The 13,996-nt window shown below is 69.0% G+C and carries 14 protein-coding genes and 3 pseudogenes; 13 read left to right on the plus strand and 4 right to left on the minus strand.

What is annotated here, in order from left to right; all coding sequences use genetic code 11:
- Window positions 1–977 (plus strand): annotated as a pseudogene (locus tag ABZ863_RS31650) (ATP-binding protein); the annotation flags it as partial.
- Window positions 978–982: 5 nt separating this feature from the next.
- Here the strand turns inward: ABZ863_RS31650 and ABZ863_RS31655 are convergent.
- The 4 genes from ABZ863_RS31655 to ABZ863_RS31670 all read right to left on the minus strand — a co-directional run bounded on the left by ABZ863_RS31655 (window position 983) and on the right by ABZ863_RS31670 (window position 4,699).
- Entirely contained in the window at window positions 983–1,492 is a 510-nt protein-coding gene (locus ABZ863_RS31655) for an NUDIX domain-containing protein (protein WP_358197005.1), read from the minus strand.
- Window positions 1,493–1,543: 51 nt separating this feature from the next.
- Window positions 1,544–2,989, minus strand: coding sequence for a hypothetical protein (locus tag ABZ863_RS31660; protein ID WP_358197003.1), 1,446 nt, complete (start codon window positions 2,987–2,989; stop codon window positions 1,544–1,546).
- A 299-nt stretch (window positions 2,990–3,288) separates the two neighbouring features.
- Window positions 3,289–3,615: a helix-turn-helix transcriptional regulator gene (locus ABZ863_RS31665; protein WP_358197001.1), complete on the minus strand. Its 327-nt coding sequence runs from the start codon at window positions 3,613–3,615 to the stop codon at window positions 3,289–3,291.
- A 4-nt stretch (window positions 3,616–3,619) separates the two neighbouring features.
- Window positions 3,620–4,699 (minus strand): tyrosine-type recombinase/integrase, encoded by a 1,080-nt coding sequence (locus ABZ863_RS31670; RefSeq protein WP_358197000.1) that lies wholly within the window; start codon window positions 4,697–4,699, stop codon window positions 3,620–3,622.
- 203 nt (window positions 4,700–4,902) lie between these two features.
- On the opposite strand from ABZ863_RS31670, the gene ABZ863_RS31675 reads away from it, so the two are divergent.
- The 12 genes and pseudogenes from ABZ863_RS31675 to ABZ863_RS31730 all read left to right on the plus strand — a co-directional run.
- The gene (locus ABZ863_RS31675; RefSeq protein WP_358543090.1) at window positions 4,903–5,508 is read left to right on the plus strand and encodes a hypothetical protein; all 606 of its coding nucleotides are present in this window, start codon (window positions 4,903–4,905) and stop codon (window positions 5,506–5,508) included.
- 224 nt (window positions 5,509–5,732) lie between these two features.
- A complete protein-coding gene (locus ABZ863_RS31680; protein ID WP_358288889.1) occupies window positions 5,733–6,323 on the plus strand; it encodes a hypothetical protein in 591 nt (196 codons plus the stop codon).
- 97 nt (window positions 6,324–6,420) lie between these two features.
- Window positions 6,421–7,185, plus strand: coding sequence for a hypothetical protein (locus ABZ863_RS31685; RefSeq protein ID WP_358543093.1), 765 nt, complete (start codon window positions 6,421–6,423; stop codon window positions 7,183–7,185).
- 25 nt (window positions 7,186–7,210) lie between these two features.
- Entirely contained in the window at window positions 7,211–7,708 is a 498-nt protein-coding gene (locus ABZ863_RS31690) for a hypothetical protein (protein ID WP_358288883.1), read from the plus strand.
- Between the two features lie 165 nt (window positions 7,709–7,873).
- Window positions 7,874–8,599 carry a hypothetical protein gene (locus ABZ863_RS31695; RefSeq protein WP_358543096.1) on the plus strand — a complete coding sequence of 242 codons (726 nt, stop codon included), beginning with the start codon at window positions 7,874–7,876 and terminating at the stop codon, window positions 8,597–8,599.
- A gap of 84 nt (window positions 8,600–8,683) precedes the next feature.
- Entirely contained in the window at window positions 8,684–9,349 is a 666-nt protein-coding gene (locus tag ABZ863_RS31700; RefSeq protein WP_358288877.1) for a hypothetical protein, read from the plus strand.
- A gap of 95 nt (window positions 9,350–9,444) precedes the next feature.
- The gene (locus ABZ863_RS31705) at window positions 9,445–9,885 is read left to right on the plus strand and encodes a hypothetical protein (protein ID WP_358543099.1); all 441 of its coding nucleotides are present in this window, start codon (window positions 9,445–9,447) and stop codon (window positions 9,883–9,885) included.
- A 79-nt stretch (window positions 9,886–9,964) separates the two neighbouring features.
- On the plus strand, window positions 9,965–11,233 hold the full coding sequence (locus ABZ863_RS31710; RefSeq protein ID WP_358288871.1) for a TraM recognition domain-containing protein: 1,269 nt from the start codon (window positions 9,965–9,967) through the stop codon (window positions 11,231–11,233).
- Window positions 11,234–11,456: 223 nt separating this feature from the next.
- A complete protein-coding gene (locus ABZ863_RS31715) occupies window positions 11,457–12,650 on the plus strand; it encodes a DnaB-like helicase N-terminal domain-containing protein (protein WP_358288868.1) in 1,194 nt (397 codons plus the stop codon).
- A 29-nt stretch (window positions 12,651–12,679) separates the two neighbouring features.
- On the plus strand, window positions 12,680–13,219 hold the full coding sequence (locus ABZ863_RS31720) for a hypothetical protein (RefSeq protein ID WP_358288865.1): 540 nt from the start codon (window positions 12,680–12,682) through the stop codon (window positions 13,217–13,219).
- Window positions 13,219–13,371 (plus strand): annotated as a pseudogene (locus ABZ863_RS31725) (DNA cytosine methyltransferase); the annotation flags it as partial. The gene ABZ863_RS31720 and the pseudogene ABZ863_RS31725, both read left to right, overlap by 1 nt.
- A 121-nt stretch (window positions 13,372–13,492) precedes the next feature.
- Window positions 13,493–13,975 (plus strand): annotated as a pseudogene (locus ABZ863_RS31730) (DNA cytosine methyltransferase); the annotation flags it as partial.
- Window positions 13,976–13,996: the final 21 nt, after the last annotated feature.

Genomic DNA, 13,996 nt, shown 5'->3' on the forward strand with positions numbered 1-13,996 from the left:
ACCCGCTGGACGCCCCGGCCCGGCCCGCCTCCGTAAGCGAGGAGGACTGGCTTACAGAGGTTCGCAAGCGGCGCCTGCTGCTGCTGGCCGGCCTTGCCCGCACCGTGCTGAAGCGCGATCTGCTGCCGATGGAGCACACCGCCCTCGACCTGACCCTGGACCTGGTCGTCGCTGACGCCGCCGCCCGGGGCACGGTGCCGCTGCTCGGCGAGATCGCGCACGTACTCGGCTCCCCCGAGCGTCTTGACCAGGCCCTCGGCCACCAAGCGGGGCACCTCGGTTCGGCCGCCCAGGACCTCGCGCACGCCCTGCGGCGTCTCGTGCACGGCGATTTGAGCGGCATGTTCGACGCGCCGAGCACCGTGTCGTTCGACCCGAGCACACCGATGCTGTCCATCGACCTTTCCCGTCTCGGCGGCTCCGGTGACGACACGGCTTTGGTGCTCGCGATGACGTGTGCGAGCGCGTGGATGGAGTCAGCCTTGTCCGACCCCGACGGCGGACGTCGGTGGGTGATCTACGACGAGGCGTGGAGGTTGATGCGGCACGTCGGGCTGCTGGAGCGGATGCAGAGCCAGTGGAAGCTCTCCCGGGGGCTGGGCATCGCGAACCTGATGGTGATCCACCGGTTGTCGGACCTGCTCTCGGCGGGCGACGTCGGCTCGCGCGGCCGAGTCCTGGCCGAGGGCCTGCTGGCCGACTGTTCCACGCGCATCATCTACCGCCAGGAGCCCGACCAGCTCGCCGCCGCCGCGTCGCTGCTCGGCCTGACCGGCGTCGAGACCCAGGCTGTGTCCGCCCTGACCAAAGGCCGGGGACTGTGGAAGGTCGCCGGCCGCTCGTTCATCACCCAGCACATCCTTCATCCGGCCGAGCGGGAGCTGTTCGACACCGACGCCCGCATGGCGGCAAAACCCCGTGAGTTCACGAATACCGACGTCCTGATCCCCGTGAACCGAAGGGTGGTTGAGCGATGACGAGCCTAACCGAAGGGGTGACTTGGAGTCCCCGGGGCCCGATATCGGTTGAATGCCTCGCGGGCATCCGGGACGAACTCGGGGCGTCGGACGATCTCTTCGAGTTCGGGCTCGGTCAGCCAGTCGCACCAGGCGACTTCCCTGGGGTCGGGCTGAACCGGCCCTGTGATCACGACTTCATGAAGGCCCAGCCAGTAGGGGCTGATCACGCCGTCGCACAGGAACTTGAGTATGAAGCGGGGATCAGCGTGGACCCCGAGCTCCTCTGCCAGTTCTCTGGCCGCGGCCTCCTCGTACGTCTCGCCGACGTCGGCGGCGCCACCGAGCATCCAGTTGAGCTGTCCCGGGAAGCGGGAATCATCATCTGGGCGGCGGTGTACGAGGATCCGTCCGTCGCCGTCCCGGCAGACGATCGTCGCGATGCGGTGCAGCCAGCTCTGCCGAATCGCCTCTCCACGGTCGACGACCGCCACGACGTGGTCTTGCTCATCGACTCGCTCAACCAGTTCGCCCATGAGACCTACGATCGCAGGGGGCTCCCTGGGGATCACATTCGGGTGCCCGTCCTACCTCGCGCGGTGGGTGCCGGCCTCGCCGTCGGCCAAATCCGGGTGTTCGAGGGTGCTGGCGTACCGGAGTGCGGCGGTGATCGAGAGTCCGAAGAGATCACAGATGCGTCGGACGTCCCCGCCGGTGGCGTGGATCTCCTGCAGGATGCGGTCTTCCCGCAGAGCCTGCGGCTTCAACTGGGCTGCGATCCAGGGAAAGTTGCGGCTCACCGGGGTTGTTCGCGGTGCGGTCTTCCGGTTGATGAAGAGGTGCGCATTGAGCGTCGCTGGCCAGGTCTTCGATCGGTGGTCGAGGTAGGCGGCCAAGCGGGTCAGGACCGGACCGGCCAGAGGGATCGTTCGGTCCTGCAGGGTGAAGCGCCCGTCCTGGATGTCGGTCAGCTGCATCGCCGCCAGCTGCGGGCCGGTCACCGCGTGGAAGGCGACGAGGGAGACGGCCAGAGCCACGGCGGGGTCTGGCGAGTTGAGTGCCTTGCGGATGGCCTCGCTGTCCAACGGGAGGGGCACCGTGGCGTTGACGGGGGTGATGGGGAGTCCACGCGTCGGGTCAGTAAAGATCATCTTTCGGGCCTTGAGGACCCTGAACAGCGAGCGGAAGCCTTGCTCGGCGAAGTTGCGGTGCGCCCCATTTGCCGGGAGAGCAGCGACGAAGTCCTTGCGGCTAACCTCCGCCAGGGACTGGCGCCCCGATTCCGCCCACGTTCGCAGGATGGGGCTCATGCCCAGGATGTGCAGGTGCGCGGTCTGCGGGTGCCGTGCACGTCTTCGGGGAGTCTGTCGGCTGCCTTCGATCATGACGTCGAGCCACGTTTCAAGCTGGCTGACCATCGTCGGAGGCAGATCGACGGTGTGCTTGGCGAAATAGTGCCGTACGGCCAGCGTGCGGTCGTCGATGAGCATGTCGGCCGCGGCCAGGATCTCCAGGGTCGAGAGCGCGGTGCCGCCGATCCGTGGCAGTTCGAGGACGTCACTGGCGTGGATCTTCGCCCCGGGGGTGTCCTGGAGGGCGTGCAGAAGTTTGAGGGAGCGTTTGACCTCGTTGGTGAGCTTCTTGCTCCAGCCGTGCCGAGCGGCGTGGTCCCGCAGGACGGAATCGCAGTAGGCCAACATCTCAGTGTCGGGGACGGCGATGCGTCGCTTCAGGGCTCCCTGATTCGGCGGCATGCGGAACAACAGCAGTTGCCTCCAGAGCAACGGAGCGAACTGAACTACGTTGCGGCGGCGTTGAAGGGGCACGGCATCTGTCGGTTCGCCTTGCGAGCGATGCCGCTTGCCGCGCGGCACATAGGTGTGATGCAGGTTGGCCAGGTAGAGCTGCTGACCATTGCGACTCACCGCTGCAAGGTCGACCGCTCGGCCTGGTTCCTTCACGCGGCGGCCTTCCACACTGCACAGGCGACACGTGCCGGCATCGCCGATCGTGGTGTGGAAGCCGCACACCATGCATTCGGCCGTCGGATAGTGGGTCGCCCACCAGCGGCAGCTCCAGCAGTACCAGCTGTGGGCACGGTGGACACCCCAGGCCAGGCAGCTACGGCACGACCCGGGATGCATCGGGGCGCCGGGGTGGCAGGAGTCGCACTGACCCTGGCTGAAGTACCGGTCGTGGGAGCCGCAGCTTCGGCATGGAGGTGGCGCGACCGGACCTCCGGGCAGGCACTCGTAGCAGAACTCCATCCGCGGTTTGGTCCACGCGATCCGGTTGACCTGGCAGATCGCGCACTTCGGAGGCGGCGGGGTGCTCACAGGGGCGGTTCCGATCGAGGGCGTCCGAACCGTGGTGTAACCACCACGGGAGTGTCAGACGTGGCGGATGCTGCCTGCTGCGGCTGGGGGCGGCGGGCGGCGACCTTGTCGGGTTCTCGGATCAGCAGCGCGGTGGGGTCGCAGTCGAGGACGGCACAGATCACGTCCAGGTCATCGAGGCGGATCGTGGTCGGGGTGCCGGTCCACAGCGCCGACATCTTTCCCGCGCTGATCTCCAGTCCGGCCTCGGCAAGTTGGCGGCGCATGTCCGTGGACTTCCAGATGCCGCGCTCGGCTGCCTTCATCCGCAGATTCCAGCGCACGGGGTCACACCTCCATTCCGAATCGAGCTTCGAGCCGCTGATTGGCCTGTGTCCAAGCCCGTTCGATGTGCTCACTGCGCACGTGGATGTAGCGGGTCGTGGTGGACAGCCATTCGTGCCCGAGCAGCTCCTGAAGCGCCTTGAGATCCATGCCGTAGCCGTACAGAGAGGAGGCGCAGTAGTGCCGAAGAACGTGGGGAGTCAGGCGTCCCGCCCACGCCGGGAGCCACAGCTTCGTCTGGGCCGTGAGTGCCTGACGCAGGGCGTCGTCGCCGACCCGCGCGCACCGGTTAAGCAGCTCATCGTGACGCTCACTGGGCAGCATCGGCGCGTCCGGATCCGACCAGTCAGCCCCGAACTGATGGCGGACCTCTGCAAGCCACCAGTCGATCAACTGATCCGCGCCGTTGATGGCGGGGACCAGCCGGGGCTTGGGACCGCGACCTCTGCTGCCCTTGCCGAACCGGACATGCAGCTTCCCGAACTCACCCAGGTCAGGACGCCAGTCGCGGATGTCGAGCATGACCGTCTCGTTAATCCGCAGGCCCAGCCGTCGCCAGAGCGAGGCGGCGAAGTAGTTCCGGGCCGCAGGCAGGTACTTGCGCGTCTCGGGAATGCTCGCGCCCCACTGGCGGAAGAGCACATCGACTTCGGTGTCGGACGGAGGGATCCGCAGTTCCCCTGCCGCCCGGCCCGGAGGCCGGTTGAATTCGTCGATCGGCTGCTCGAGGACGTACCCCGTCAGCGCATGGATGTCGCCCTGGTAGCGACTGATCACGAAGTCGAAGAACTGTGCCACCGTACCGGCCTTGCCAGCACGGGTGTTGGCCGTGTTGCCCAGACGCCGGAGGCTCGCCAGGAACCGGTCCGCGTCGTCGCAGGTAGCCGTCCACAGCGGACCCGACAGGGTTCGCGCGAAGTCGATCACCACCGACCGACTACTCCCGATGTAGCCATCGGTCAGACCGGCAGCGGCCATCGCCAAGGCGTACTGGTCGACGATCTCCTGCTCGAAGACCTCAACCTCCTCAGCCGTACGCAGAGCTCGGGCCGAGGCCAGGTTGCGGACGACAGCAAGGGTCATCGGCCGCTCGGTTCACAGAACTGGCGCATACGTCAGAGATACAGCCAGGGCTTCAGGATTCCCGACGGAACGACAAATTCTTCATCCCGTCGAGTGAACCCCCGCCGGCCTGCACCTGCAGGTCACAACAACGTGCCCGCGGGAATCGAACCCGCGGGAGTAGAGACATAGCCCAACGACCAGCACAGCAGCGGGAATCGATCATGTCTGCTTCTTCTACTCCTCCCTCCTCCAGTGACAACCAGCCGTCGCAGGCCACCGACCCTTTGGCGTGGCGACGGCACCTCCCGGCACTGGCCTCGGCCGCCGCCGGGATCAACGAGGCGTCCAACGCCTGGGACGCGGTTTCGGACTCGCTCTGCGACGAGGACGGCTGGCCGCTGGACGACAGGATCTACGGGGACGGGAAGGTCAAGCGGGACGCCGAAGCGTGGAAGCACGCCGAGGTGTTCCTCGACCACGGACCCGAGGTGCTGGCCGGGGTCCGCGCCGCCGCCGACGGCCCCTACTACGTCGAGGGGCCGATCAGTGACGACCTCCGCCGGCTGCGCGGGATCGACACCACCCTGCTCCGGGCGCAGGAGCTGCGACACGAATGGGACGGCGTCATGGCCCTTATGGACGGTTCGCAGCCGAGCGTGCTCCACCTCTACCAGGAGCGTGCCGAGGAGCACCGCAACACCGAAGGCTGGCACTACTCACATGAACTGGGCTCCAAGGTGCGGCCTTGGTGCGCGTCGGTGAATACCTGGTCCACCGGGCGGACACCGAACGGCTGGCGCAGACCGAACGGGCGCGCGTCGCCCTGACCCGGTCCACTCACAACACCCCTGCCGTGCCGCCCACTTCACCCCCGTTCCCCCCGGCATCGCATCCGCCGACCCCCGGTCGCTCACGGTGACCCGTAGCACGGAGTCACGGCAGCACCATGCCGCCCGACAACCGGATCCTCATGGACTACCACACCCCTTCAAGCTCCACGCTCCCGGCGGCTCGCGCCGTCGGGCCGGGGCGTTCGGCAACGGAGAACCTCATGCACCACGAAAGCCTGCAAGCCCTCGCCGGGACCAGTGGCTGGGCCCCCGCCTCCTCGTCCGATCCGGGCCACTATCACGCCGCCCTCCGTTCCGCGCTCAGGCAGCGCGGCCTGGAGTGCACCATCGAGTACGGCCTCAGCGACTACATCGTCCACGCCGAGCTTCCCGACGGCAGTTCGCTGATCATCTCGCCCCCGCAGGAGCCGCCCTCCCAGACCCCCGAGCCCGCCGAGAGCTGGATGGCTACCCGCCACTGGTCCACCGAGCCTGCCGTGTACGAAGTGATCTACGACTCCGAGCCCGACGGTCCGCATGCGTACCACGGCGGCAGCGTGCCGGATCTCCTCACCGCCGTCGACGCCCGCCTGGACCAGCTTGGCGTACCGCCACGCCAGGAGCAGGAACCATCCGCCCAGGAGCGCGCCGGCAATGTACTCCCGCCCGCCTCCGCTCCATCTCGGGCGAGTATCGCTCTCACCCCTTCGCTGTCGGTCGGGCAACACGTGCTCCCGACCGGTCCGCAGATGGAGTCCCCCGCGCGTGCCGCGCCGCCGCCTGCGCGACCCTCACCCGCCCTCGGCCGCTGACCAACCACCGCCCAGGAGCCCTCCATGTACCGCACCGCCAGAACTGATCCGCCCGTCGCCCGCACCTGCAACCGCACCCGCCTCGGATGGATCTGCCATGCCCAGCCACTACGACGTGCTGCCCGACCTGGCCTTCGGCCACCACCCCCTCTACGGCATCGTCGCCGCGAACCCGAAGAACCTCGCGGCCAGCACCTGGATGCTCAAGGGATTCGACTTCCATCCCGTCCCCGACCAGCCGACGTTGTACGCGCTGGCCGACCAGAACCGTGACGGACAAGCCCGTACGACCCGAGCAGTCGCGCTGCTACGCCAGGCCGGATACCGGGTCGACGTGGACGCCGCACTCGACCCCGCGCTGGCGCCCGGCACGACACCCGTCCGCGACCGCGGTCCGCTCAGTGACCCCGATGTCGCCTTCGCCGATCACCCGCAGCTCGGCATCGTCGCAGCCCTCGATGACCGTGTCTCCGGCCTCAGCGGGCTGGCGCTGGTGGAGGACGGCTGGCGGCACAACTCGAGCCTGGACATCTACACGCTCCCCGCGACCACCGATCGCGTCGAGGCGCTGGGGAAAGTCGCCGACGCCACGGTGGCCCTGCACCGTTCGGGGCTCCAGGTCGCAGTACAGCCTCGCCTCGCTCAAGAGGTGACGGCTCGGCCCCGCCCTGCTGCCACGCCGACCGTCGACCGTGAGCGCGGCCACGTTCCCGCTCGTGCGTCTCCGATGAGCGCCGCCGCGCTCGCCGCCAGCCCGGCCCGTGCCGGTCTCCCGGGCAAGGCGCCGGTCCCCGCGTCCGCCGTCACCACAGCGGCGGTCCGGCCCGTTGACCCCCGCATCGCGTACTCCCGCGACCGCTGATCCAACTCCTTGAGGAGGCCCTCCCATGGCCGTGAAGACGATCTGGCCTATCGACCACATCTGCGGTCACCATGCCGACCGCGACCTGTCCGACCGACCGGCCGACCGCCGCGCCGGCTTCGCCGAATGGCTTGCCAGGCAGGTCTGCACCGACTGCTGGCGCGCCTCGAACGAGGGCGACCAGCAGGACAAGGCCGCCTGGCTCAAGGCGAAGCGCGCCGAGGAGCAGGCCGCGTCCGAAGCCTGGTCCGAGCAGTACCAGATGCCTCCCCTGGAGGGGACCGAGCGGGCCATTCCCTGGGGCGTGCGCTGCCGTCACCAGATTTTGGCCAACGCCTACACCGCACTGGTCACCGAAGGCACGACCAGCGAAGCGGAGTGGGCGGGGATCGAGGAGAGCGCTCGTGCGGTGACCCGCGCCGGGTGGTGGATAGAGCAGAGGTCGTCCGAGCCCGAGGACCTCACCGAACTGCTCCGAGCCGCCACCGGGGCCGACCGACCCACAGAGAACCCCTACTTCTGACCGACCGGGTGCCCTGCTGCGGCGAGGCACCCGGCTTACCGCCACCGCCACCGTGCGGCCTCTACCAGTGATCCTCGGCCGGGCCAAACCGCGGATTTGCCGGACGCTCTACCTACTGGCCCACCTCCAGCGGGTCCTTCCCTCCCCTCTGCCCCGGAGACTTCCGTGCCTACCTCGATCACCATCACGTCCGAGTTCAGCGGCAGCGTCGTCGCCAAGGGCGCGACCGATGACCTCTCCACGCAGCTCCTCCGCCACGCCGGTTTCAAGCAGATCGACGACTGGCACGGCCGACGCCATCGGCTCCCCACCACCACTCCCCTCGCCAACCGGGTCGCCATCGCCAGCCATGCGGCCGAGATGCTCCGAGCCGCTCGCTATGACGTCACCCTTCCGCCCTCTCTCGCCACGGCCCGGATGAGCCCTCCGGTGCATGCCCTCGGGCCCTACGCCGCCGGAGCCGAACTTCTCAGCATCACGGACCAGATCCGTGCGGCCGAAGACGGAGCCAGCCTTCAGCGGGCAGTTGACCACCTCCTTCACCCCGAGCACGGTGCGCTGGAGCGTGTCCGGGAGGCTCTGGAAGCGGCGGGAGAACAGGTCAACGACTTGGACGACGAAGCGTATGCGCTCGCTGACCGGTTCGGCTTCGCCTCGGAGTTCGTCAGCTCGGCCCAGTCCGAACTCGTCGATTCCGAGGCCGAGCTACGCCGCGTCGGCACCCCGTCAGCGAGTTACTCCGCAGCACGGACTGTCTGTGATCACCGTGGTGCCGCACTGGCCACTTCTCCTGCGGCGAACCAGGCCAAGGTCTCCTCGGCGTCCGGTTCCCAGACGGTGCCCCCCACCACGACGGGTCACCCGCCGCGCGCCTCAGCCCCCCGACGCTGACCCCGGCCGCTCTCTTCGCGGCCGCCAGTACGTCGCGCGCCCCCGCTCACCCCACGTCCAGGACCACTCACCCGAGGAGGCAGCATGCCCGAGTACTACTCCAGCATCGGTGAGGCCGTCGGTGCGGCCATGCAGCACAACATCCGGCTCGCCCACCGCAGCGTGGCACCCGGCTCTGACAAGCCGCTGCAGGTCCGGCACCTGCCCAGTGCTTCCGCCGATCCGTACTCCGTCCGCGGGATGATCTCTCGCCTCCACGAGGACGCCACGCCCGATGAAGTGGCCGGCATCATCGAGGAGGTCAACGGCGCACTGGTCGGGGCTCTGCCCGAGCTGACTGAACTCGTCGCCTCTGCCGCCGACTGGACTCGCACCCGTCTCGACTTCGACGACCCGCGCCACAACCCGGCTTTCGAGACGTGGACGCACCTGGCCGCCGCTTACGGAATGCTCCAGGACGTCCGTGAGCAGTTGGAGGTCGCCGAGGACGGTGTTGCTGCCTGTCCTGCGGAGCGCACAGACCCCCGGCACCACAAGATGGTCAACGTCCTGCGCAGGCGGAAGTTGCTCGGCGATGTCCTCGGCGCCGAAGCTGCTCCTGCGCCGTCTGCTCCCCGGAGTTTCGATTCAGATCGGCAGCGGGCCGCCCGCGCCTCCTCGCCGCGCGCCGGAACATCGCCGTCGCCTGGCAGTCCGCCGGCCACCGCACCGCCTCCGACCGCATGGCGTCCTGTCGGGCGATCTCGCTGAAACGCTCCGCTTCGCACTCCCAGGAGTATCCCCATGAGCTGCACGAGAGCCGAGCGCGCCCCGCCCCCGCCCGCTCGCACACCCAAGGAACCGCCGTGGCATCCCCGCGCACCAACGCGCCCTCGACCACCACCGGGTCAGACGCGCTCCTCTATCTCCTGTTCGGCATCCTCGGCGCCGCCATAACCTTCGGCTCCCTCGCCTGGCTGACCGGAAACCTCACCAATGTTCTCGTCGGGAGCGGGACATGGGCCCCCTTCCGCGTCACGGAAGCGCTGCTGCACCCGGAGGTGCTGTGGCCGTCCTTGAGCACCAGCATGCTGATGGTCGGCGCCCGCGTCGTCCCCGCCCTGTTCACCGTTGCCCTGGTCGTCACCGCTGCCGTGCTGTGGGTGCGCTGGCGTGCCGGGTCCAAGTCCGGCCTCGCCCGCAAGGCGGACCTGGCGCCGCTGCTGGACAAGGAGATCGTCGCCAAGGCGAAGAGCCTGCGCCCGCCCCTGGGCGGCCGGGAGAGTAAAAGAGGTCCTGCCCGCTGACCGCGGCATCCTGCTCGGCACCCTCGATCCCGGTCGTGCGGAGGTCCGCGCGTCCTGGGAGGACGTGATCGTCGCGATCATGGCCCCGCGTTCCGGCAAGACGTCCGGGCTGGCGATCCCCGCGATCCTCTCGGCACCGGGTCCGGTCCTGCTCACCAGTAACAAGGCTGCGAACGACGCCTTCACCGCTACGGTGGACGCTCGCGCCGAGATCGGCACGATCTGGACCCTCGATCCGCAGCAGATCGCCCATCACCCGCGCGAGATGTGGTGGGACATCCTCGCTGACGCCCGCGATCTCGCCGGGGCGAAGAGGTTGGCGGGGCACTTCGTGACCGCGAGCGTGGACGAGTCCAGCGGCTCCGACTTCTGGTCCACCGCCGCGAGCAACACCCTCGGTGCCCTCTTCCTCGCCGCCGCGTCCCACCGGCGGCCGATCACCGACGTCCTGGCCTGGCTCGCGATGCCGGCCGACCGCACCCCGGTGGACCTCCTCACCGACGCCGGCCACCACGCGGTCGCCGCCCAGCTCCAGGGCACCGTCTCCGGCGCGACCGAAACGCGCGATGGCATCTACGAGACAGCGAGGCAGTACGCGAGCTGCCTGCTCGACCCGGCCGTCGCCGCCTGGGTCACCCCGAACGAGGACCTCCCTGAGTTTCAGCCGTTGGCCTTCGCCACCTCCCGCGACACCCTGTACCTGCTGAGCAAGGACGGCGGCGGCAGCGCGAGCGCGATCATCGCGGCGGCGGCCGACGCCGTGATGCGCGCGGCCGTGATCGTCGCCGAGCGCTCCGGCGGACGACTCGACCCGCCCGCCCTGTGCGTCCTCGACGAGGCGGCGAACGTGTGCCGCATCTCGGATCTCCCCGACCTGTACTCGCACCTGGGCAGCCGGGGCGTCATCCCGATGACGATCTTGCAGTCGTACCGTCAGGGCCAGCGGTGCTGGGGCGAGGTAGGCATGGACGCTCTGTACTCCGCCGCCACCGTCAAGATCATCGGATCAGGCATCGACGATGCCGACTTCGCCGACCGCCTCAGCAGGCAGGTCGGTGACCACGATGTCCAGACCACCTCGGTGTCGAGGAGCGAGGGCGGCAAGTCCACCTCGGTAAGCATGCGCACCGAGCGGATCCTGCCGCCGGACGCCATCCGTGCCTTGCCCAAGGGCAAGGTGCTGCTGCTGGCCACCGGTATCCGGGTCGCCATGCTCAACCTCAAGCCCTGGTACAAGGAGCCCTCCGCCAAGGTGATCGGGCCGGACGCCGCTCGCGCCACGAAGGCGATCACCGAGCGGGCCCTCGCGAAGAGCATCGGCCAGGACGACCTGGGGCTGTCGGCATGAGCGCGCCCACACCGCGTCCCCGACGGTTGGCCCACTCTCCGGTCATTCTGCGGGGCGGCCAGTGGTGGCTGGATGGCGGAGCCGGCTCGGTCCCAGCCTCCGATCCCGCCTTCACCGCCGTCCTGGACGACTTCGCCCAAGCGATGGCCGCTGCGGACCGGGCAGTCGCCAACCTCCGTATCCAGCAGGTCGAGCCCTCCACTCCTGACCCAGGAGGCCGTCTGTGGACCCGCTAACGAGCGCCGAGCAGGCGGTCCTCGGCGCCGTGTTCCTCGACCCCGACCAGCTCACGCACCTGGAGTGGCTCGCCCCTGACCACTTCTATCGACCCGTCCACCAGGCGCTGTTCGGCGCGCTCCGCAAGCTCCGCAACGACGGCCACCCCGCACTCTCGACTCACGGTCCGTTGCCGCTGTCGTGGGTGACCGACGCGGTCGACGAGGCCGGACTGCACGTGCGAGGGCTTACCGCGGCGTACGCCCACACCGTGATCCAGGCGTGTCCCCGAACCGAGCACGCCCGGGTGTACGGCCGCATGGTGCTGGAGGGGGCGATTCACCGCACCGTCGCCCAGCACGCGATCCGTCTCCACCAGGCGGCGCGGGCCGACGCCACCCAGGGGGAGGTCGAGGAAGCGCTGCACACGGCGGACGTCCTGACCGGCGTGCTCACCGATCTAGCGCGGCGCTGGGGCACCGATCCACGTCCGGTCCCACCCGCCACTGCGCACGGTGCCGCCGCAGACGTCCCGCCGTTGGCGCAATCCGACCAGGTCACCGAGGACGAGCGGTTCCTCCTGGCCGTCCTCACCGAACAGCCGGGGGCCATGGAGGAGGTGGTGGCCTGGCTACGGCCGGGAGACTTCGCCGACCCGACCCACGGGCAGCTCTACCGGTGCCTGGGCGCACTGCACCACCGCGGCGAACCCATCGACCGGATCACCCTGCTCTGGGAGGCCCAGCGGCGCGGCCTCCTGGCCGACGGCTCCCTGTCGAGCGAGCAACTGACCGCCGTCTGCGAGGGCATGATCCCTGGCACCGCCGACTGGTTCGGGAACCGGGTAGTGCGCTCCTCCCTCACCCGCACCGCAGCCGCCTCCGCGCGTGCCATCCGGGCTCTGGCCCAGGACGAGGTCCTGGGCCCCGGCCGGCTGATCAACCACGCCCTGCACGCGCTCGGCCCGCTCGACGAGGTGCGCACCCGCTGGGAGACCGCGAATGGCTACTCCGCCCCAACCCGAACAGCCCCCACTGCACCACCCGCCGGACGGGCCCATGCCGCTCTCGCTCGCAGCACGTCTCATCTCGGCTCATCCAACAGCAGCACCCGGCTCGGACCGTCTCCTCACACGCCGGATGACCACATCCCGCTTCCGATGCCACGTCCGTTCACGCCTGGCCGGCCCTCCCGCACCTAGAAGCCCGTTACGACTCCTTGGAGACGATCATGTCCCAGCTCCCTCACCCGAACAACTACCTGCATCGCACGGCACAGCAGTTGGAGGATCTCGCCAGTGAGGTTCCTCAAGCGGCCGACCAGTGCCAGCAGCCGGACCCTCACGCGACCCTCCGACTGGCTGGCCACATCGCGGAAGCGGCACAGCACATCACCGCCTTCGCGCAGCAAGGGATACAAGAAACGAGCCGAGCATCGGAGGCTCTCGCCGCCGCCCTGGAAAATACAGGGGAGGCACTCTCCGCCCTGGGCAACGCCAGCCACCTACTCATCCAGCTCACCGACCCAGACGGATGCGATCCCGGCTTCCGCGAGATCGCGTCCGAAGGATTGGACAACACGCTCCGATACTCACGAACGAATCTGCAACACGCGGCGACCGACCTGCGCACAGCAGCCCGCGCCGCAGAAGTACAAGTCCGGTCCAATGCCGCGCTGCTGCGGACCACGACAGATCTGCAGCCCTCCGACTCCTCATCGCTTCCCCAAGCACCGTTGTCCTCCTTCCGCCGACTTCTCGGACGACGCTGATGCCGCACACCATCGGCTCGGTGTGCTCCGGGTACGGCGGCCTTGACCTGGGCGTGCAGGCCGCCCTCGGCGGCACGCTCGCCTGGCACGCGGAGGTCGATCCGAACGCCTCGCGCATCCTGGCCCGCCACTGGCCCGGCGTCCCCAACCTGGGCGACATCACGACCGTCGACTGGTCCACCGTGCCCCGGGTGTGCGTCCTGACGGCCGGCTTTCCCTGTCAAAGACGTCTCGGTCGCCGGCCGCCGGGCCGGACTCAACGCCCAGACCCGCTCCGGGCTCTGGCTGCACGTCGCCCGTGCGGTCGAGGCCCTCCGACCCTGCCTGGTTGTGATCGAGAATGTGCGCGGCCTCCTCACCTCCCCCGCCGGTTCCCCTGGCGACGTGGAACTCTGTCCGTGGTGTCTGGGAGACACCGCAGGTCAGCCTGCTCTGCGGGCACTCGGTGCCGTACTCGGATCCCTGGCCGACCTCGGGTACGACGCGAAGTGGATCGTGCTTCGCGCCTCCGACGTCGGAGCCCCGCACCGCCGCGAGCGGACCTTCCTCGCCGCATGGCCCGCCGGGCACCCTGCTGAAGACGCCGACCAGCAACATCGGGAAGAACGGCGGCTCGCAGCATCCGTCGAAGCGGAAGAGCGGGGGGGCACGGCCCGAACCTGGCCGACGAGGTCGAGTGGCTGCTGCTGCCGACCCCGAAGGCGTCGGACGGGATCAAGGGTTCGCCGAACCAGCGGCACGGCAATGGCGACATGACCCTGCCCAGTGCGGCGGCGT

The sequence above is a fragment of the Saccharomonospora sp. NPDC046836 genome (assembly GCF_040645195.1).
In the GTDB taxonomy this organism is placed as follows: Bacteria; Actinomycetota; Actinomycetes; order Mycobacteriales; family Pseudonocardiaceae; genus Prauserella_A.

What these genes read in the sequence shown, in the direction of transcription:
- ABZ863_RS31655 (WP_358197005.1), bottom strand. Translation starts at nt 1,492, where the DNA reads ATGGGCGAACTGGTTGAGCGAGTCGATGAGCAAGACCACGTCGTGGCG.
- ABZ863_RS31660 (WP_358197003.1), bottom strand. Translation starts at nt 2,989, where the DNA reads ATGGTGTGCGGCTTCCACACCACGATCGGCGATGCCGGCACGTGTCGC.
- ABZ863_RS31670 (WP_358197000.1), bottom strand. Translation starts at nt 4,699, where the DNA reads ATGACCCTTGCTGTCGTCCGCAACCTGGCCTCGGCCCGAGCTCTGCGT.
- ABZ863_RS31675 (WP_358543090.1), top strand. Translation starts at nt 4,903, where the DNA reads ATGTCTGCTTCTTCTACTCCTCCCTCCTCCAGTGACAACCAGCCGTCG.
- ABZ863_RS31680 (WP_358288889.1), top strand. Translation starts at nt 5,733, where the DNA reads ATGCACCACGAAAGCCTGCAAGCCCTCGCCGGGACCAGTGGCTGGGCC.
- ABZ863_RS31685 (WP_358543093.1), top strand. Translation starts at nt 6,421, where the DNA reads ATGCCCAGCCACTACGACGTGCTGCCCGACCTGGCCTTCGGCCACCAC.
- ABZ863_RS31690 (WP_358288883.1), top strand. Translation starts at nt 7,211, where the DNA reads ATGGCCGTGAAGACGATCTGGCCTATCGACCACATCTGCGGTCACCAT.
- ABZ863_RS31700 (WP_358288877.1), top strand. Translation starts at nt 8,684, where the DNA reads ATGCCCGAGTACTACTCCAGCATCGGTGAGGCCGTCGGTGCGGCCATG.
- ABZ863_RS31710 (WP_358288871.1), top strand. Translation starts at nt 9,965, where the DNA reads ATGGCCCCGCGTTCCGGCAAGACGTCCGGGCTGGCGATCCCCGCGATC.
- ABZ863_RS31720 (WP_358288865.1), top strand. Translation starts at nt 12,680, where the DNA reads ATGTCCCAGCTCCCTCACCCGAACAACTACCTGCATCGCACGGCACAG.